The organism is Halopelagius longus, assembly GCF_900100875.1.
Taxonomy (GTDB): Archaea; Halobacteriota; Halobacteria; order Halobacteriales; family Haloferacaceae; genus Halopelagius; species Halopelagius longus.
Genome location: NZ_FNKQ01000006.1, coordinates 116,282 through 134,438 on the forward strand (window position 1 = coordinate 116,282; position 18,157 = coordinate 134,438).

General features: G+C 64.5%; 17 protein-coding genes. 9 read left to right on the top strand and 8 right to left on the bottom strand.

The window, feature by feature from the left end:
• The first annotated feature begins 89 nt into the window (after positions 1 to 89).
• Both BLS11_RS18085 and BLS11_RS18090 read left to right on the top strand, forming a co-directional pair.
• Complete coding sequence (locus tag BLS11_RS18085; RefSeq protein ID WP_092539207.1) at positions 90 to 1,610, top strand: hypothetical protein; 1,521 nt, start codon at positions 90 to 92, stop codon at positions 1,608 to 1,610.
• Between the two features lie 150 nt (positions 1,611 to 1,760).
• Positions 1,761 to 2,768, top strand: a complete 1,008-nt coding sequence (locus BLS11_RS18090) for a DUF1616 domain-containing protein (RefSeq protein ID WP_092539208.1) — start codon at positions 1,761 to 1,763, stop codon at positions 2,766 to 2,768.
• Positions 2,769 to 2,790: 22 nt separating this feature from the next.
• Here BLS11_RS18090 and BLS11_RS18095 read toward each other — a convergent pair whose 3' ends face one another.
• The gene (locus BLS11_RS18095) at positions 2,791 to 3,354 is read right to left on the bottom strand and encodes a metal-dependent hydrolase (RefSeq protein WP_092539209.1); all 564 of its coding nucleotides are present in this window, start codon (positions 3,352 to 3,354) and stop codon (positions 2,791 to 2,793) included.
• Positions 3,355 to 3,457: 103 nt separating this feature from the next.
• Here BLS11_RS18095 and BLS11_RS18100 point away from each other — a divergent pair, with 103 nt between their 5' ends.
• The 3 genes from BLS11_RS18100 to BLS11_RS18110 are packed head-to-tail and all read left to right on the top strand — an operon-like array spanning position 3,458 to position 5,711.
• The gene (locus BLS11_RS18100) at positions 3,458 to 3,733 is read left to right on the top strand and encodes a DUF8044 family membrane protein (RefSeq protein WP_092539210.1); all 276 of its coding nucleotides are present in this window, start codon (positions 3,458 to 3,460) and stop codon (positions 3,731 to 3,733) included.
• Positions 3,734 to 4,750, top strand: a complete 1,017-nt coding sequence (locus tag BLS11_RS18105; RefSeq protein WP_092539211.1) for a DUF4350 domain-containing protein — start codon at positions 3,734 to 3,736, stop codon at positions 4,748 to 4,750.
• Positions 4,743 to 5,711, top strand: coding sequence for an AAA family ATPase (locus tag BLS11_RS18110; RefSeq protein WP_092539212.1), 969 nt, complete (start codon positions 4,743 to 4,745; stop codon positions 5,709 to 5,711). Before BLS11_RS18105 ends, BLS11_RS18110 begins: the two co-directional genes overlap by 8 nt.
• Before the next feature lie 294 nt (positions 5,712 to 6,005).
• Here BLS11_RS18110 and BLS11_RS18115 read toward each other — a convergent pair whose 3' ends face one another.
• Genes BLS11_RS18115 through BLS11_RS18125 form a run of 3 tightly spaced genes read right to left on the bottom strand, consistent with a single transcriptional unit; the run spans position 6,006 to position 8,900 of the window.
• Positions 6,006 to 6,989, bottom strand: coding sequence for a DUF7982 domain-containing protein (locus BLS11_RS18115; RefSeq protein ID WP_092539213.1), 984 nt, complete (start codon positions 6,987 to 6,989; stop codon positions 6,006 to 6,008).
• Positions 6,986 to 7,447 carry a DUF8163 family membrane protein gene (locus tag BLS11_RS18120; protein ID WP_092539214.1) on the bottom strand — a complete coding sequence of 154 codons (462 nt, stop codon included), beginning with the start codon at positions 7,445 to 7,447 and terminating at the stop codon, positions 6,986 to 6,988. The genes BLS11_RS18115 and BLS11_RS18120 overlap by 4 nt, the downstream gene beginning before the upstream one ends.
• Positions 7,434 to 8,900 (bottom strand): DUF58 domain-containing protein, encoded by a 1,467-nt coding sequence (locus BLS11_RS18125; RefSeq protein ID WP_092539215.1) that lies wholly within the window; start codon positions 8,898 to 8,900, stop codon positions 7,434 to 7,436. Before BLS11_RS18125 ends, BLS11_RS18120 begins: the two co-directional genes overlap by 14 nt.
• Before the next feature lie 84 nt (positions 8,901 to 8,984).
• On the opposite strand from BLS11_RS18125, the gene BLS11_RS18130 reads away from it, so the two are divergent.
• From BLS11_RS18130 to BLS11_RS18140, 3 genes are all read left to right on the top strand, one after another.
• Positions 8,985 to 11,174, top strand: a complete 2,190-nt coding sequence (locus BLS11_RS18130) for a hypothetical protein (protein ID WP_092539216.1) — start codon at positions 8,985 to 8,987, stop codon at positions 11,172 to 11,174.
• A 323-nt stretch (positions 11,175 to 11,497) separates the two neighbouring features.
• On the top strand, positions 11,498 to 12,853 hold the full coding sequence (locus tag BLS11_RS18135) for a glycosyltransferase family 2 protein (protein WP_092539217.1): 1,356 nt from the start codon (positions 11,498 to 11,500) through the stop codon (positions 12,851 to 12,853).
• 511 nt (positions 12,854 to 13,364) lie between these two features.
• Positions 13,365 to 13,601, top strand: coding sequence for a DUF6684 family protein (locus BLS11_RS18140; protein ID WP_092539218.1), 237 nt, complete (start codon positions 13,365 to 13,367; stop codon positions 13,599 to 13,601).
• 449 nt (positions 13,602 to 14,050) lie between these two features.
• On the opposite strand, the gene BLS11_RS18145 is transcribed toward BLS11_RS18140, so the two are convergent.
• From BLS11_RS18145 to BLS11_RS18155, 3 genes are all read right to left on the bottom strand, one after another.
• Positions 14,051 to 14,332 carry a DUF7553 family protein gene (locus BLS11_RS18145; RefSeq protein ID WP_092539219.1) on the bottom strand — a complete coding sequence of 94 codons (282 nt, stop codon included), beginning with the start codon at positions 14,330 to 14,332 and terminating at the stop codon, positions 14,051 to 14,053.
• A 93-nt stretch (positions 14,333 to 14,425) separates the two neighbouring features.
• The gene (locus tag BLS11_RS18150; protein WP_092539220.1) at positions 14,426 to 15,085 is read right to left on the bottom strand and encodes a helix-turn-helix domain-containing protein; all 660 of its coding nucleotides are present in this window, start codon (positions 15,083 to 15,085) and stop codon (positions 14,426 to 14,428) included.
• Between the two features lie 188 nt (positions 15,086 to 15,273).
• Positions 15,274 to 15,831 (bottom strand): hypothetical protein, encoded by a 558-nt coding sequence (locus BLS11_RS18155; protein ID WP_217629045.1) that lies wholly within the window; start codon positions 15,829 to 15,831, stop codon positions 15,274 to 15,276.
• 256 nt (positions 15,832 to 16,087) lie between these two features.
• Here BLS11_RS18155 and BLS11_RS18160 point away from each other — a divergent pair, with 256 nt between their 5' ends.
• Positions 16,088 to 17,749: an NADH-quinone oxidoreductase subunit D gene (locus tag BLS11_RS18160; RefSeq protein WP_092539221.1), complete on the top strand. Its 1,662-nt coding sequence runs from the start codon at positions 16,088 to 16,090 to the stop codon at positions 17,747 to 17,749.
• A gap of 69 nt (positions 17,750 to 17,818) precedes the next feature.
• On the opposite strand, the gene BLS11_RS18165 is transcribed toward BLS11_RS18160, so the two are convergent.
• Positions 17,819 to 18,100: a hypothetical protein gene (locus tag BLS11_RS18165; RefSeq protein ID WP_092539222.1), complete on the bottom strand. Its 282-nt coding sequence runs from the start codon at positions 18,098 to 18,100 to the stop codon at positions 17,819 to 17,821.
• Between the last annotated feature and the right edge of the window lie 57 nt (positions 18,101 to 18,157).

The following is an 18,157-nucleotide window of genomic DNA, read 5'->3' on the forward strand; positions in this document are numbered from 1 at the left end:
TCGGTTCAGTCGCGGCCCAGTCCACTAGTGACGAAGAGATAGACAACGAAGAACTCCCGAAGGGTCGAGCCCTCGTCTGGGACGGCGACATGAACTCCGCGTACAACGCGGAGATGCACGTCGTCGGGAAGTCGAACGGAACGCCGTGTTCCTGCGGCGGCTCGGATGAATCCGACTCTTCGGACCGGAAAGGCGTCGTCCACGTCACGTCCAACGGGACGGAGACAGGAGACTACGCCCTCGGGATGGTCAACGTCGGTCGGCGTCTGTCCGACCCGTTCACCCTCGCGGAGGCGACGGCGGACCAAGCGGTCTCCTTCGACTACTACGAAGGGTCGCAGAACACCGGCGCCGCCCCCGACGAGGTGTACGTCATCGTCGAGACGGCCGGAAAAACGATCGACGAACTCGCGAACAAGCTGTACGGCGACGACTTCCTCAAGCTCGAACCCGAGCAGCAACTGAAAGTCGACGAAAAGTACCGCGCGCAGTTCGACGCGGACTACCAGTCGCTCGACGAGATTTCGCAGGACGCGTTCGGTCACAGCTACCTCGAACTGAGCGGACAGACGCTCGGGTCGTCGATTACGGCCAGGGTGTACGTCAACCAGTTCGACGACAGCAAGCTGTCGAAGGACGAACTCGCGCAGATACGCTGGGATCAGTCCTACGATACCCTCTCGTCGACGCACCAGAGTCAGGTCGATAGCCTGTACGCGGCTCAGACCGTCGAAGGGAGCTCGGACGATAACGCGGGAACCCAGCGGTACCTCGCGGTCACGCACGTCGACGACAACGGCGACGCGAACTCGTCGTCGGACTCCTCCGAGAACGGCGACAAGGAGTTCAACACGTTCAACGTCTCCAACGCCTTACAGGGCGGCCAAACGAACTGGATGGCCGTACCGGTCTCCAGCGAGAACCTGATGTCGACCGACGCGATCGAGGAGATCGCCTTCCAACTCCGCGACGAGCGGGAGACCTTCAGCAACTTCGTCGACCAGTACGGCGAAGACGCAGAGCTCGTCGGTGTCGGGTTCGGTCTCGGGTACACGACCCGACAGTCCGTCCTCGACATGTACTACGACGACCTGATGGTGAAGTACTCCGCAGACGGGAACTCCAAGACGGCGACGTTCGACTTCCCGGCGACGGTTCCGGCTAACGTGAAGGCGTCGGACCGTCTCAACACCAAGAAGAGCGGGGCGTTCACCGTCACCGCGGAACTCCAACAGGACGAAGCCGGCCTCGACCTCGAGGACGTCATCAAGAAGTCGGTCAGAATCGCCCCGTTCCAGTCGGTGGCACCACCGGTCGACGTCGGCATCCCCGCCCGTAAGGTGACGGTTGAGGACGGAAAACTCACCGCGAAGTTCCCCGCCTCGAAGATTCCGGACCTCCTCGGAACCGGCGAGGACTGCAAGTTCGTACTCGCGGGCGAGTTCGACGTCGAAAGCGCCTCGTCGTTCTACGGCGTCGGCACGGTAGACGTGTTCACGCCCGGCGGCGGCGACTCCGACGATAACTCGACCGACGACTCGGACGGAAACTCGACGTCGGAGTCGGACTTCGTCGAGTGGACGACGCAGGTGCTCGGTAACCTGTCCTAGGGTCGACTGACGAACCTTCCGTTTTTCTTTCGTCCCGCACGCTACCGACTCCCTCGGTAGTGGCGACTTCGCCGCCGCGAGTCGGAGTCGGTCGAACGTGTCGGTTCTCCACCCGATTCTTTTTTGTCCGTGGGTTCTGCCACACTCTGTATGTCCCGTTCGAACGAGTGGTCGCTCCTCCTCCCGAAGTCCGTGCGAAGCGTTCCCGCGGACCTGGCGGCGGTTCTCGGAGTAACCCTCCTCACGGTCGCGGTCGTCTTTCTCCCGACCGTTCGGGAGACGCCGATTCGAATCGTCGTCGGCCTCGGATTCGTCCTCTTCGTCCCGGGGTACGCGTTCGTCGCCGCCCTCTTCCCGGAACGGGGGCCAGAGTTGCATTCGGACGACGAGGGAACCGACGCCGAGGGTATCGACGTGCTCGAACGAGTCGCCCTCTCGTTCGGGACGAGTATCGCAATCGCTCCCCTCGTCGGCCTCGCACTCAACTTCACCCTGTTGGGACTCCGTCTGACACCAATCGTGGCGACGCTCTCCGCGTTCATCGCCGTGATGGTGTTCGTCGCGGTACAGAGACGGTCGGAGTTATCCCCCGAGGACCGCTTCTACGTCCCGTACCGTCGGTGGGTCGCCTCGGCGCGAGACGGACTAGTTCGTCCCGACACTCGCACCGACATGGGGCTGAACGTCCTCCTCGCCGTCAGCGTCCTCCTCGCGGCCGGAAGCGTCGGATACTCCGTCGCGACGACACCGGACGGTTCGACGTTCAGCGAACTGTACCTCCTAACCGAGGACGAGTCGGGCGAACTCGTCGCCGACGACTATCCGACGGAGTTCACCCGCGGGGAGTCGAAACCGCTCGTCGTCGGCGTCGAGAACCACGAACGGACGACTCAATCGTACACCGTCGTCTCGGTACTGCAACGCGTCTCGGTCGAGAACAACACGACGACGGTACTCGAACAGCAGCGACTGCAGGAGTTCCAACCGACGCTCGAACACAACGAGACGTGGCGACAGCGACACTCGGTCGAGCCGACGATGTCGGGGGACCGTCTCCGATTAGTCTACCTCGTCTACCGCGGCGACGCGCCGGCCGACCCGACAGTCGAGAACGCCTACCGGGAGACGCACCTCTGGATAAACGTCTCGGAGCCCTGACCGCGGCGGAGCGCGGGATCGACTACCGATTCCCGTACCCGACTTCGTCTCTCTCCGGCGACTTCCCGAAGAACACGTCGGCGACGCCGGGCATCCCGTCCCACACCCACACCGCGAGCGTGAACGCCGTGAGGACGACTCCGAGCGCCAGCATCGGGGACCACCGCCGGGTCAAGAAGAACTGCAGGAAGCTCGTGTGGTGACCGCTCGGGCCCGGGAAGATGGGCCAAAGCAGGAAGCCCACCTTTCCGAAGTTCCCGTGCAACACGGGGCCTAACACGTCGCCCACGAGGTGAGAGGTGTACCCCACTCCGAACGCGGTCACGAGGGTTCTGGAGCGAACGTCGTCGAAGACGGACCACAGGACGCCGAGGACGAGCGCGAACGTGAAAAGCGAGTGAGCGAAACTTCGCCCCGACGCCAACACGCCGAACGTCCACGCGGCGGGTTTGTCTATCAGGTCCGGGAACTGCGTCCCGAAAACGAGCGCGAGGACCGGAACGCCCGACGGCGGACGGTGCGTGCGGATTCGTGACCCGAACGAGTAGAGGAGGTAGCCGAACGCGGCGTGAGCCCACGGAAGCATCGTTTCCCCCTGCCTCTTCGACGTGCATAGGTGCTTCGCTCGTGTTGCCTGTCAACTCCGCGACCCGAAAGTTACGTATAGGTGGGGGCCGCCATCGACTACCATGGCCGTCACACGACGCGAGCGGTTCGTCCACGCGCAACTCGGGTGGATGCTCGCCGGTACGTTCGCACTGAGTGTTCTCGACGCGTTCTCGTACGAGCTGTTCTTCGTCGTCGCCCTCATCGGTTTTCTCGTCGTCACGGAACTCACCGCCCCGTTCTCGGTCACGCCGCGGTGGCGACGCCGATTGCGGTGGATAATCGCTCTCGGACTCGTCGGCTTCGGCTACGTCATCGTCCGCAGGATTCTCGACCTCCTCCCGCCGGGGGTGCTCTGAGTGCGCCGCCCGGACGTCGACACTCCGCGGGCGCTCCTCGTCGCTCTCGTCGCCGTCTGCGCCGTCTCGCTCCTCTTCGCCGGCACGATGTCGTCCGCCGCGTTCGGCGCGTTCAACGCGGGATGGGACGGCTCGTCGACGGTTCGAGACACGGCAAAGGAGGCCGGTGCGACGCCGACCGTCGCGCTCGAAACGACCGCGTACGCCGAGGCCGACCCGAGCGAGACGGTGGCGTTCGTCGTCGCGCCGGACGACGAGTACACCGACGCGGAGGCGGAGCGACTCCGCACCTTCGTCGAGGAGGGCGGAACGCTCGTCGTCGCGGAGGACTACGGGACCGTCGGAAACGACCTGTTGGCCGACATCGGCGCGGAGACGCGCTTCGACGGACGGACGGTCCGCGACCTGCGTCACCACGGACCGACGACGGCGATGCCGGAGGCGACGAACGTCAGCGACGCCGAGACGACCGACGGAGTCGAGTCGATCATGCTGAACTACGGCACGGTCCTCACCGGCGCGAACGGGACGGTGTTGGTGCGGACGTCCTCGTACGCGTACCTCGATACCGACGACGACGGCGAGGCCGACGAGGGCGAACCGTTCCGGTCGTATCCGGTCGTCGCCGCCGAAGAGGTGGGTTCGGGCCGCGTCGTCGCCGTCAGCGACCCGAGTCTGTTCATCAACACGATGCAGAAGCGCGCGGACAATCCGCGCCTCGTCTCCGGACTCGTCGGCGACAGAGAGACCGTCCTCCTCGATTACTCCCACTCGGAGTCCCAACCCCCGATTCGCGTCGCTCTCATCCACCTCCGGGACTCGTCCGCCGCGCAGGTCGGCCTCGGCCTCTTCGGCTTGCTCGTCGTCGGCCTTCGGCAGTCGGGGCGTCTGCACCTCCCGACGCTCTCGTCCGGACGCGGCGAACCGGCGTCTCCGGGAGACGGAGGAGGCGACGGCGAGGCGGAATCGATAGCAGAACCTAACACCCATCGGAGAGAAGGGGGAAATCATGAGTGACCCCGCAGAGCTCTACGACTCGATTCGCGAAGAGGTCAGTACCGTCCTCATCGGGAACGAACGGATTCTCGAAGGACTGACCGTCTCGCTTCTCACTCGCGGCCATCTCCTCCTCGAAGGCGTCCCCGGAATCGGAAAGACGATGACCGCCAACCTGTTCGCGCGGGCGACGGGACTCGACTACAATCGTATCCAGTTCACACCGGACATCCTCCCGGCGGACATCACCGGCACGGAGATATACCGCGAGCAGACCGCCGAGTTCGAGGTACGCCGCGGCCCCGTCTTCTCGAATCTGGTCGTCGCAGACGAGATAAACCGCGCGACGCCGAAAGCGCAGAGCGCACTCCTCGAATCGATGCAGGAGAGGCAGGTGACCATCGGCGGGGAGACGTTCTCGCTCCCGAACCCGTTCATGGTCGTCGCGACGCAGAACCCGATAGAGATGGACGGGACCTTCGAACTCCCGGAGGCCCAACGCGACCGGTTCCAACTGAAGTACACGATGGAACATCTCGAGTGGGACGACGAACGGGAGTTCATCGACCGGTTCCACGCCAATCCGGAACTCGGCGCGGGCGACGTCCAACGCGTCGTCAGCGTCGACGACTTACTGGCGGCCCAGAGCGCCGTCGAATCGGTCCACGTCGCCGAACCCGTCCGCGAGTTCCTCTTGGAGGTGGTTACCGCGACGCGGGAGTCCGAGGAGATTCTGCACGGCGCGTCCACGCGGGCGACGCTCTCGCTTCTCAACGCCACGAAGGCGTACGCGGCGATTCACGGGCGCAACTACGTCATCCCCGACGACGTTCTCACGATGGTCAAACCCGCGTTCGTCCACCGCATCATCCTCACGACGGACGCCGAACTGAACGAACGCGACCCCGCGGACGTCCTCGGAACCGTCGTCGAATCGGTAGACCCGCCCGAAGTGAGTATCGGCGTCCCCGAGGAGCAGTAACGCCGGTTCGGCCGCGCCGAACCCGTCGCGTCGTCTCACTCTACGCTCCCCGGGACAGTTTCTGCAGCCGCTGCAAATCGAATGCACCCCCTCGTAACGACCGGTACCGTAAGTGGAGCATACTCCGATTAACCTCCTAGTAAAGGATTTGGCCGCCGAAGAGACATTCAGGTATGTAATGTTTCTTAATTCACACTTGGCGTTACAGTGTTACGTTCGTAAATGTCCGCTCGGTTACATCGAGTATGGAGACGGTCGATCGGGAGAATCTACCTCGATGTTTAGTTCCGGCCGTCACTCGTTCCGGACGGACTCGTTCGCCGCGTCGTCCGTCGCCCGTCGGTCGACGGACCACCGGTAGTTCAGCACGACCATCCCGGAGTCGTGTTGCGACGTCTCGGCGGTGACGCTCGTTCCGAACTCGGTCGCGAGTCCGATAGCGAGGAACGAACCGACGGGGTGGTCGAAGTCGGCGGACGGGCCGAACGCCGGTTCGGAGAGTTCGACGGTGGCGCGGGCGCCGTCCGCCGTAGTTTCGATCGATGACTCGGCGGAGCGGGCGAGTTCGAACGTCTCGACGACCGCCTCTGTGAGGCGGGCGACGACGGCCTCCGGTTCGGTCACCCCGTCCGCCGAATCGGTCTCGGCGAACTCGCGGTACAGTTCCGCACCGCTCGGGACGAGTGCCACGCCGGACGTCGTGGCGTCGTCCGTGACGACGAACGGGCCGTCGAGTTCGGCGTCGGAGGGGACGCCCTCGACCGGCGTTCGGGGGACGTACACGCGCGGGCCGTCCTCCGTCCGAACGTACGTCCGCCGGTCCGAGAGGTTCAACCGGTCGACGATGGCGCGTTCGTTCCGCAGTAGCGGCGAAACCACCGCCTCGCCGACGTCCGCGGGGACGAACCGCTCCGGCGTGAGATACCACGTCAACACCGCGGCGAAGACGCCCGTCGCCGCGACGGCGACGAGGGGGCCGCGAACCATCGGAACGAGGGCGGCGACGCCGCCGGCGAGGAGGCCGACGACCGCCAGACCGAGCGCCGTCCGCCGGTGTTTCGACCGGCGAGTCTGGGCGTACCGCTCCCGGAGGCGTTCGTTCTCGGCGCGGAGTCTGCGCACCTCGGCGGGGTCCACGAGGCCGTCGGCCTCGCCGTTTCGGCCCTCGGTCCGTCGAGTGCCGCGGGTACTCTCCCCGTCCGTCGTCGTCCGTCGGTCGGGGTTCCACTCCGACGCGCCGTTTCTGATTCGTCGTTCTCTGTCGCTGTCGTTGCTCACGTTCCTTCCTCCGTTAGTAAACCGAGTCGCAGTGCGCCGTGACGGTGCAGTATATAGCCGATACCCCCGACGACGGCGACGAGCCCAGCCCCCGCCCAGAGCGTACCGAAGTCACGGGCGACGACGGAGACGCCCGCGGTGAAGACGAAGATGGCGACGGCCAACGGCGCTCCGTCCCTCGCGCGGCGACTCGCGTCGAGTTCGGTGACGAGGTACGCGAACGACCCCGCTTCGAGGAGCGTTACGGTCGCTATCGTCGGCTCCATCGTCAGCCCGAGGATCACGAGATGCGCGAACGCGACGCCGTAGTACCGCGTACTCGCCGCGGTTGCGATGCCGACGGTCACCGCGAGGAGGACGCCGCCGAGGCCCGCGAGCGACCAGCAGGCCACCGCGATGCTCGCCGTGCCGCCGACGAGGGAGACGAATCGAACCGCCCGTTCTCTACGTCCGGGCACGGCTCTCGCCTCCGTTCTGACCGCCGGTGTCGCGTCGGCTCCGCCCGACTTCGAGAACCGCCTCGCGCGTCCGCCCGGGCGCAACCTCGTACGCCCGGACGCCGGGCATCGCGTCGAGTTGCTTCCGGAAGCGCTCGAAGTCGGCGTAGCGCTCGTACGTCCGGTCGTCGGCCGGGTGACTGCCGTCGAACAGGACCGTCGGCGTCAGGAAGACGGTGACGAGCGTTCCCTCTCGGACGGTCGCTTTCACCGCCTCCCGCGTCTCCTGCGGATGGGTGTCGTCCGTACAGAGGACGGTCCACCCGCGCGCCGGTTCGGCCGTCGTCTTCACCCGGAGCCCGTTGAACAGCGGGTCCGAGTTGAACCGCCGCGTGTACGACTCGAACGGTTCGAAGAACGGTCGCAGCGCCGCGGCGAACTCGTCGTCCCGTCTGCTCAGTTTCGCCTCGATGCGCCGGGCCGCGTTCGAGGGCGTCCCCGTCCACCCCTCGGACCTTCGCACTGCACCGACTCGGGCGTCGCCTCCGCCCTCGGAGTTCAGAATCCGGCGACATCGGCCGTAGTGGCGCGGCGCCTCTCGCATCTCCGTATCGACTCGGATGCCGTCCTCGTCGATGAGCGTCAGGCCCACCGGGTCGCGGTTGCGTTCGAGCAACCGAACGATACCGAGGAGGACTTCGCGCAGGTAGTCCGACTTCCGCCGCCCGGGCCGACCGTCGGCCATCGACTCGCGGCGGTCGAGGAACATCCGCGTTCGGTGGGCCGTCTCGTCTTCGAGTTCCCGGACGTACGCGTCGCCGAGTCGAGCGGTCGAATTCCAGTCGATTCGGCTCACGGAGTCGCCGGGGACGTACTGTCGAATGCCGACGACGTCCGTTCCGGCCCCGCTCTGTCCGCTGGGGTGGTCGCCGTACATCTTCGCCGCGAAGTCCTCGCCGCCGACCTGCAGGTCGGACGGCGACGCGGTTTCGACGACGACGCTCGCGCGTTCGGGGCGTTCGACCGCCTGTTCGAAGAGTCCGCTCCCGTCCGTGTAGGTACACGTCACTTCGGGTATCTCGTAGCGACCCCCGAGGGGCGCGGAGAACTCGCACGTCGTCTCTCTCCGCTCGTCTCCCGAACCGAGCGTCAGCGTCGGATGTTCGCCGCTGACGCCGACGGGCCATCCGACCGCCGCCGAGACGGGCAGGTCCGACGCTTCGTCGGACTCGACGGTGACCGCCACCGTTCCCGGTTCCTTCGGGCGGAGCGTGGGACGCGCCGGCGTCACCGTCACCGACAGGGAGTCGTCGCACTCGACGAAGCGCGCCGCGGCACGATGCTGAGCGACGAGTAGCCACGCACAGAGAGTCGCCGCGCCCGCGACGGCTAACGGCCTATCGCCTAGCGCGCCGACGAGAAGCAAAGTTCCGGCCGTACCGACGACTGCGTGTCCTCGTCGGGTCAACTCCATGGCTACTCATCTGAGCGTCTTCCATTGAATGTTTTGCTCTCGACAACGGAAGAACATATGTGCAGTGACCGCGAGGATAGCACTGTGCAAGGCTCTCACCGATGGGTCGCGGTCAGCCTTCTGGTCGCCCTCGCCGTCGTAGTGAGCGGAGTCGCCGGCCCCGTGACGGCGCAAACGCAGGACGCCGGACCGCGGGACTCCGACGGGTTCGCACAGCAGTCGACGCCCGAGAACGCCACCGGTACGGCCGAGGCCGCCAACAACTCGACCGCCCGTCACGTGAACCCAGACAACGCGACGGACGAGGAGACGATCTCGGAACTCGAACGCGTTCTCGCCGAACGGCTCTCCGGCCGTCTCAACGAGAGCGCCGCCCGACTCAGCGAGGGCGAGTACAACCGCGCGCAGGGAGAACTCGACGAGGAGTACGCCGACTTGCTGAGCAAGTACGCCGAAATCGAAGCGGAACGGGGCAACGAAGAACTCGCGAGCGAGTTCGAGCGCGCGGCGATAGAACAGCGGAACCTCACTCTGGCGGCACAGGAGTTCAACGAGACACTCGAAGCGTATCAGGAAGCCAAACGACGGGGCGACGAGGAAGAGGCCCGTCGACTGGCCCACCGACTGAACAACATCTCGACGCGAGCGAACGTGTCCGAGGACCGCGTCAGAGAGGCGTACACGAATCTGAGCCGGGAGACGGACGAGAATTTCTCCGAGGCGCGGACCCGCGTCGCGGCCGTCGAGGAGAACCTCACCAGCACCCGGAACGAAATCGTGGCGGCCGAACTGCGGGCGACGAGGCTGACGCTCACCACCGACGACTCGCACGCCTCGTTCGTAGACCCGATGCGGGTTGAGGGCCGACTCACCCTTCCGAACGGGAGCGCCGTCGCCGAGCGAGAGATTACGGTGGCGGTCGGCGACAGACGCTATCGGACGCAAACGGACTCCGAGGGGCGGTTCCAACTCGACTACCGCCCGACCACGCTCTCGGTGAACGCGTCCGAGGTGACGGTTCGGTACGTCCCCGACGGGGCGTCCGTCTACACCGCGTCGAACGGGACGCTCCCGATATCCGTCGAACAGGTGACCGCCACCGTCGACGTCGAAGAGCGAACGGACCGCGCCGCGTACGGCGAACAGGTGGTCGCGCGCGGGACGCTCTCGGTAGACGGCCGCCCCGTTCCGAACTATCCGCTCTCGATAGGGACCGGCGGGCAATCGTTCGTGACGAGTCAAACGACGGGTGAGGGGTCGTTCTCGGCGAACGGGTCGCTCCCGGCGTCGGTCCCGTCGGGCGAACGACCGCTGGAAGTCGAGTCGACTCGCTCCGACGCCGCAGTCGCCGTCTCCGCGCGCGGCGAGGACTTCGTCGTCGAATCGACGCCGACGAACCTGACGCTCTCGGTGCGACAGAACGGGTCGAGCGCCGTCGCTACCGGTCGGCTGACCACCGAAGACGGGCAGGCTATCGAAGGACAACCCGTCCGCCTGTCCGTCGGCGGGGAGACGGTCGAGCGCGTCGAAACCGACGCCGACGGGCGGTACGAGATTCGAGTCGGGTCGGGGGACGTCGGCAGTCCGACGATGGCGGCGGCGTTCGACGGGTCGGGGTCGAACCTCGAATCGTCTCGCGCGACCGCCCGACTGGCCGACGGTTCGTGGAGCAACGAAAGCGAAGCGAACGCCTCCGGAGGCATCGGAGGGGAAGAAGCCCCCAGCGGTACGAACAGACTCATGAACTCGCTCTTCGGTTGGCTGTTCGGATCCGAGGGGGGAGGCGGTGGTGGCTCCGAATTCGGAGACGAACCCCGAGACTTCACCGGCGTCGGTATCGTCGCCGTCGTACTCGCCTCGGGATGGTTCCTAGTCCGCCGGCTTCGGTCCCGCCGAGAGAACGAGACGAACGATGTCGAAGAGGAAACGGAATCGGAGGACACCTCCGAGACGGAGTCGCCGACCGCGGTGTTCACGGCCGACGAACTCCTCGAACGCGGCAGGGTCGAACAGGCGATTCGGCTGGCGTATCGCTCCGTGCAGACCGCAGTGACGCCGATGCTCGACGGGTCGCGTCGGAGACAGACCCACCGGCAGTTCTACCGGGCGTGTCGGCGGTCCGGCATCGCTCCGCAGGACGACCTCGACACGCTGATAGAGACGTACGAGGTGGCAGTCTACGGCGAACAGACGGACGACGCGGGTCGCGTCCACGAGGCGGTGGAGGCCGCACAGCGACTCGTCCGGCAGTTCCGAGAGGATGATGCCGAGTAGGTGTCGGCTGTTCGGACAGTCCGCGTTCCGCTCTCGTACGACTGCGGCGACCGCGGGCGAGTTCCGAACGGGGTTCGAAGCAGGGTACCGCGGCGAGAACTATAACAGACGATCACCGACGACGACGGCGAAACGGCCCGAAATCGGTTCGTACGTCGAGACAGTCAACCTGTGGTACCAAAACTTTGATTTTAATGTGGGATGTCGTACACACCAACGTTAATTAGTTGACAATAAGCGGCAGGAGGAAGCGTGAAGAGCAGAGAAAGGGTGGGGCAAACCACCAGACAGCGGATAGTGCGTCCAGTAAGCAAAACGAAGATATGTCAGAGATAGACTCAAACGGAGACAGGGCAAACGGCCACGGAGGAACAGTCCGCAGTGCGGGGGACCTGGCGACGGATGCCACGGCAGTATCGGACTCGACTTCCGGACCGAGCATCCCCGAGAACGGAGCGGAGGCAGAGCAACAGTACGCGAACGGCGAATCCGAAGTCCGACGCGATTCGGACGAAGGATACCTCGTCACGCCGGAGAGCGATCTCGAACCGACGCTCTCGGTCGTCATCCCGACGTTGAACGAGGAGAAGGGAATCGCCGAGTGCATCAACCGCGTACAGTCGGCGGTGGAGACGATGAAGGTGCCGACCGAAATCGTCGTCAGCGACAGTTCGACCGACAGGACGCCCGAAATCGCGGAGTCGATGGGCGGACACGTCGTCGAACCGACCGAAGGGGGGTACGGCGCCGCCTACCTCCACGGCTTCGAACACGCCCGAGGCGACTACATCGCCATCGGCGACGCCGACACGACGTACGACTTCGAGGAACTCCCGAAACTGTACGAACTCGTCGCGGACGGCGACGCGGACATGGCGATGGGAAGCCGCCTCGGCGGCGAAATCAAACCCGGAGCGATGCCGCCGCTTCACCAGTATATCGGAAATCCCCTCCTGACGAAGTTCCTCAACACGTTCTACGACGCGGGAGTCAGCGACGCTCACAGCGGATTCCGCGTCATCGACGCCGACGCCCTCGAGCAGATGAACCTCCAGTCGACCGGGATGGAGTTCGCCAGCGAGATGATAATGCAGGCGGGGGCGAACGACTTAGAAATCGCGGAGCGACCCATCACGTACCACGAGCGAACCGGAGAAGCGACGCTCGATAGCTTCCGCGACGGGTGGCGACACGTCCGATTCATGCTGGTCAACGCGCCGGGGTACCTCTTCTCAGCCCCGGCAATCGGATTCGCAGTCGTCGGCCTACTGACGATATTCGGGTCTCTCCTCGGTGCAGAGGTATACGGCGTCAACTTCGGGATGCAGACCGCCTTCGCGGGGTGCGTCCTCACCGTCATCGGCCATCAGGTCGGGTCGTTCGCGCTGTTCAGTTCGTACACGACCGACCCCATCCGCAAACCGAGCGACCCCATCACGAAGCGACTTCGCGATAGTTTCCGCCTCGAACACGGCGCGACGCTCGGATTCGTCCTGTTCGGCGTCGGCGCGTTGTACGTCGTCGCCGCCCTCGTCCGGTGGGCCAGTACCGGCTACACCCAACTGCCGGCACCGATGCCGAACCTGTTTGCGATGACCGTGCTCATCATCGGCGTCCAAACCGTGTTCAGTTCGTTCTTCCTGAGCATGGTGGCGAACGGAACGTCGCAGGTGAACTGAGCGCAGCACCGAGCGAAGACGCCTTCCGCACGAACACCGTCGGTTCGACGGTCCTCCTTTTGCGACACCTTCTATCGCGCGTTCGTCGCCTATCGGAGAGTGCAGTATCGTCGGACGTGCCCCCGAGCAGATAGCTTAGACAAGACAGATACGGAGAACTCTAGCCGGTTACCCGAATATCTACCTACGTGTGTTTCTCTAGCCGGTATCCTCGTATCTACCGTCCGATAGTTCCCAAATACTATTCAAAGCCATATTTCGATTTTTCTCTACAGTCTCATATTGGAACGGGAGATTAACGATGTAAGTCCATATATATTCGATTCATGGCAAAGATGATAGTATAGTATCTTTCTCGGATGACTGTACAGAGAGTTCTGTTCGATCGCGATAAGCACTGTCCGGGGAGACGGTATAGGAATGAAACCACTGCGGAGATGCCGAGAAAGAGCCGAAACTCGGGAGTTCGCCGGCCGGAATTACTTTGTCCCGTCTCGAACGATGGAAGGGTATGGTTTCGCTTGGCGCCACCGGGATCGACCGAGAGACGCTTCTCGACATCGTCGTGAACATCGTACCGATGGGCATCCTCCTCTTCTTCGTCGTGCTGTTTCTCCTATACATGCCGTGGGAGGAGAACCTCTTTCTCACCGTCGTGAGCCACTTCTTGACGATATTCCCGCTCCTGATGTTGGTCTTGGTCACCTACGTCTCGGCCAGGGTCATCAGTCGCGACCAACACGCCTGAAATCGAGACCCGAGCGCCCGGCGAGAGATTTCGGCGAGGGGGACCGTTTCCACCCCGCAGGTGGCCGTCAAGGTAAAGCGAACCGAGCGTCTAGGGGTGATGGGTGGTAACATACTGCATCAGGAACGACCGAACCGACGGAGACGACGCAACGCGAACGTGTGACCGACCGGCGTTCGCCGCGGCGACCACCGGACGGAGAGCGTCGGTTCGCAGATAGCGGACGGAGAGAAGGAACTCGTCTGCGACCGAAGTAAGACGGACCCGTCTGCCGGGGGTATCTCGATTCGTCGCCATCTCGCGTGCCAGTACGCTGCTACCTCCCCCGTCGTCGGTTCGAGAGGCCGGCGACGGGACGCCGTCGTTTTTTCCCGATTCTCAGCTTCGCGTTGGTGTTACAGTGTTATGTCTGTAACGTACTGTTCAGTTTCGGTGTGAGTCACCGCCCGTTATTCTTCTGTCGGAGCGTCCTGTCGGTAGTCCGCTATGAGCGCCTTCGCTCTGCGGATTCGCTCTCGCGGCGACCCCTCCGCTTCCTCCTCCAGTTCATCCAACCGGTGCTCGACTTCGCGCAGGCGGTCGTCGTGAGGGCGGGTGTCCTGCGTCTTGTCGCCGCCGACGACTTCCATCAGTCCCTCGGAGAGCGACATGAGGGGTTCTCTGACGTTGCTCTCGGCTTCGTCGCCGGCGCGTTCCATCTCCTCTCGGGCGCGAGCGATTTCGTCGGTCACGGTCGTAGTTCGGCGCACCCGCGGATAGATTCGTCGGCCCTCCCGACGCCGCGACGGGCGTCGAGTGTCGCGAGTCTCGCGTAGTGAGGCGGTTCAGTCGAAGTTGAGCGTCTGGCCTTCCAGCGCCGACTCGATGAGCATCCGGTGGCCCCGCCGGAGGCGTTCCGAGAGCGCTTGGTGACTGATTCCGAACTCCTCGGCGAGTTCCTCCATCGTCGTCCGACGCGGAATCTCGAAGTATCCCTTCTCGACGGCCTTCAGCAGCGTCTCGTACTGTTCCTCGGTGAGTTCGCCCGGACTCGCGGTCTGTGAGTCCATCTTCGTGATTCGGGCGACGTCCACCGAGAAGTCGTGGTCCGTCGTGTCGTCTACGACCTTCGAGATGTCGTCGCGGTCCAGAACTAACAGTCGGAGGACCCACTCGTCGTCCTCGCCGCAGGCGGAGATAATCTGTCCGTCCCGTTGGAAGATTATCTCCCGGAGGACGAACAGGCGCGGAGAGTCCCAGTCTATCTCGTAGAGCCAGCTCTCGGCGCGTTGCGAGACGGCCTCGAAGTCGTCGACGGTCGGATCGCCGTCGAACGCCGCCTCGATTTCCTCCCGGGGTGCGCCCCACACCCGAACGTACGCCATCGAGACGGACCGGTCGGCGGCGACCGACTGAATCATCTCGAACCGGAGGTTCGGTACTACCTCGAACGCGTGTTCGAAGGCTAAATCGCAAGCAGGGATGCGGACTGTCACGAGACTCATAGTAGTTTTTCGGACCAACGTACGGCTCGCGTATATGCGTTATTCCCACCGGACCACACAGTCTACGAGGCAAATAGGCGCAAGACGATTCCGCCGACGGGCGGGTACTCGATTCGAGGCTAATGAAAAATCGGTTTGCGATGTGCACGTTCGGAGGCCGCCGGGAGTTCGGCCGGGCGGACCCCCCGTCACCGATCGGAACCGAACCACGCGCCGAGTGCGAGTCCGTACACGACGTGACTCGCGTGGAAGACGAACCGTTCGTCCTCGTCGAGGTCCAACTGCAGGACCCGGCGGATCAGCGTCGCGGTGCCGAACACCGAGATGAGAATACCGTATACGAGGCCCAACGCCGTCGTCTTCTGCTCCGTAGTGACCTGACTCCGTTCGTCGGCCTCCCCGCCGTCCCGCGGGTCCGACGAGTCCGAGGGCGCGGAGACGAGTGCGCCGAACACCCCCCCGGCGACGATGCCGTAGAACAGGTGGAGTATCGCCCCCGGGACGAGGTGGTCCTCCGGTTCGCCCCCGCTCACGTACTTCGCCCAGAACCACGACGTCGGCGGCGGCGACTGCGAGATCGAGATCCGAAAGCAGGACATCACGACGGTCGCGACGCCGCCGGCGGCGAGGCCCTTCACGCCCCCTCTCACTCGACGGTGCTCGAAGAGGCTCGTGAGCGTGGGTTCGAACAGTTTCGCGTCCTCGTCGTCTGAGTCGGTCGCCTGCGCGCGTTCTGGTGAAGTCATCGTACTCGGGGCGTACCTCTCGACCGGGAGTTCGCGTCGTATCCGATAAACGTTTCCGGCCCCTTCGGTCGGCCGAGCAGCGTTCGGCGACCCGTCCGCATCCGCGTCCGTTTCAGTCCATCGGCCGAAGGTTGAATAGCTTCGTCCACGGAGCTACCTACATACGCCGGGTAGAGCGGGGACTGAAGCGCCGACGGACGACTCCCGGCACGGAACTACTCGTCGGGCGCATCCGGTCCGACGAGGACGATACACCATGAGTTCACAACGACCCACACAGACTACCGGAGAGGAGGCAGTTGCCAGTCAGAGCGAGGTAGAGGCGCTACTCGAAGAGTACGTCATCGACAGAGAGGACCACGTGAACGCGCCCGCGTACGTCATCCGCCCGGACGACGTGCAGAACGTTCTCTCGACGCTCAAGAACGAGGCCGGATTCGACCACCTCTCCTGTCTGACGCCGCAGGAGTACGGCGACCGCTACGAGTCCATCTACCACCTCACGAGTTACGACGACCGGACCCGCGAGGTCAGCATCGTCGTTCCGGCGGCGAAGGACGACCCGCACAGTCAGACGGCGGTGCCCGTCTACGAGACGGCGAACTGGCACGAACGGGAGGCGTACGACCTCGTCGGCATCCGGTACGACGAGCATCCCGACCTGCGCCGCATCCTCCTCCCGGAGACGTGGCAGGGCCACCCCTTGTCGATGGACTACGACCAGGACCGGCCGCAGATAGTCTCGCTTCGGGAGAACGCGGCGCTCTTCGAGTCCGAGACGCAGACCGAGGACGACGACACCCTGTTCATCAACGTCGGGCCGCACCACCCGGCGACCCACGGCGTCCTCCACCTGAAGACGGTCCTCGACGGCGAACAGGTCGTGGACGTCGAACCCGACATCGGCTACCTCCACCGCTGCGAGGAGCAGATGGCTCAACAGGGGACGTACCGCCACCAGATAATCCCGTACTCGGACCGCTGGGACTACACGGCGAACATGCCGAACGAGTGGGCCGTCGCGCGCGCGATAGAGGATCTCGTGGACGTAGACGTGCCCGAGTACGCGCAGGTACTGCGCACGATGTCGGTCGAACTCGGTCGGATGCTCGGTCACTTCCTCGCCCTCGGCACGTTCGCGCTGGACGTGTACGGCGACTTCACGGCCATCTTCCAGTACGCGATGCGGGACCGCGAGAAGGTTCAGAACATCTTAGAGGACCTGACCGGCCAGCGGATGATGTTCTACTACTTCCGCGTCGGCGGCGTCGTCTGGGACATCCCCGAACCCCGCGAGGAGTTCTTCGAGAAGATTCGGGACTTCATGGAGGATATCCCGCCGACGCTGGAGGAGTACCACGACCTGATGACGAACAACGAGATATTCCAGAAGCGGACGGTCAACACGGGCGTCCTCCCGTACGACGTGGCGAAGGAGTACGGCGTGACCGGACCGGTCGCCCGCGGGTCGGGCGTCGACTACGACCTGCGCCGCGACGACCCCTACGGCTACTACGAGGAACTCGACTGGAACGTCGTCACGGAGGACACCTGCGACAACTTCGCGCGGGTTCTCGTCCGCATGCGCGAGGTCGAGGAGTCCGCCCGAATCGTCGAACAGTGCGTGGACCTCCTGCAGGACTGGCCGGAGGACGACCGCACCCTGCAGGCGAACGTTCCGCGGACGCTCCGCCCGGAGAACGACAAGGAGATCTACCGAGCGGTCGAAATCGCCAAGGGCGAGTTGGGCGTCTACATCCGGTCTGACGGGACGGACTCGCCCGCCCGGTTCAAGATTCGGAGCCCCTGCTTCCACAACCTCTCTGCGCTCCCCATCATGTCGAACGGGGAGTACCTGCCGGACCTCATCGCGTCGCTGGGAAGCCTCGACATCGTCCTCGGAAGCGTGGACCGGTGACGCGGAGACGGTCCCGGTAACCGTCTCACCTCGTCGCCTCGCCCGCGCCTACTTCGCGCGTTCGCCGATTCACTCGCTGATTTTCGCGACGATGTCGTCCGCGACGCTCCGTGCCTCGTCTTCGCCGTCTACCCCGTCCACGGGCACGAGGACGCTCTGTGTCTCCCAGTCGTCGTCGCCGCCGCCCTCTTGGTGACCGGTGCGGACCTCGCTCCCGTCGAGGACCGACCCCGCGGCGTTCTCGGCCCAATCAGGTGTCCGAATCTCGTCGAACTCGTCGGGGTCGGCGTAGCGGACGTGGTAGTAGTCGTCACCCTCTTCGACGGCCTCGATGGAGTGGTTCTCGGCCATGCTGGGACGTTCGCTCGGCCCGGGAAAAAGTCGTCCGGCCGGGTCACGCGGCCGGGA

Coding starts and splice junctions, on each gene's coding strand:
- BLS11_RS18155 (WP_217629045.1), bottom strand. CDS start 15,831: ATGACTTCACCAGAACGCGCGCAGGCGACCGACTCAGACGACGAGGAC.
- BLS11_RS18090 (WP_092539208.1), top strand. CDS start 1,761: ATGTCCCGTTCGAACGAGTGGTCGCTCCTCCTCCCGAAGTCCGTGCGA.
- BLS11_RS18110 (WP_092539212.1), top strand. CDS start 4,743: ATGAGTGACCCCGCAGAGCTCTACGACTCGATTCGCGAAGAGGTCAGT.
- BLS11_RS18100 (WP_092539210.1), top strand. CDS start 3,458: ATGGCCGTCACACGACGCGAGCGGTTCGTCCACGCGCAACTCGGGTGG.
- BLS11_RS18095 (WP_092539209.1), bottom strand. CDS start 3,354: ATGCTTCCGTGGGCTCACGCCGCGTTCGGCTACCTCCTCTACTCGTTC.
- BLS11_RS18165 (WP_092539222.1), bottom strand. CDS start 18,100: ATGGCCGAGAACCACTCCATCGAGGCCGTCGAAGAGGGTGACGACTAC.
- BLS11_RS18135 (WP_092539217.1), top strand. CDS start 11,498: ATGTCAGAGATAGACTCAAACGGAGACAGGGCAAACGGCCACGGAGGA.
- BLS11_RS18160 (WP_092539221.1), top strand. CDS start 16,088: ATGAGTTCACAACGACCCACACAGACTACCGGAGAGGAGGCAGTTGCC.
- BLS11_RS18125 (WP_092539215.1), bottom strand. CDS start 8,900: ATGGAGTTGACCCGACGAGGACACGCAGTCGTCGGTACGGCCGGAACT.
- BLS11_RS18140 (WP_092539218.1), top strand. CDS start 13,365: ATGGTTTCGCTTGGCGCCACCGGGATCGACCGAGAGACGCTTCTCGAC.
- BLS11_RS18085 (WP_092539207.1), top strand. CDS start 90: ATGAACTCCGCGTACAACGCGGAGATGCACGTCGTCGGGAAGTCGAAC.
- BLS11_RS18150 (WP_092539220.1), bottom strand. CDS start 15,085: ATGAGTCTCGTGACAGTCCGCATCCCTGCTTGCGATTTAGCCTTCGAA.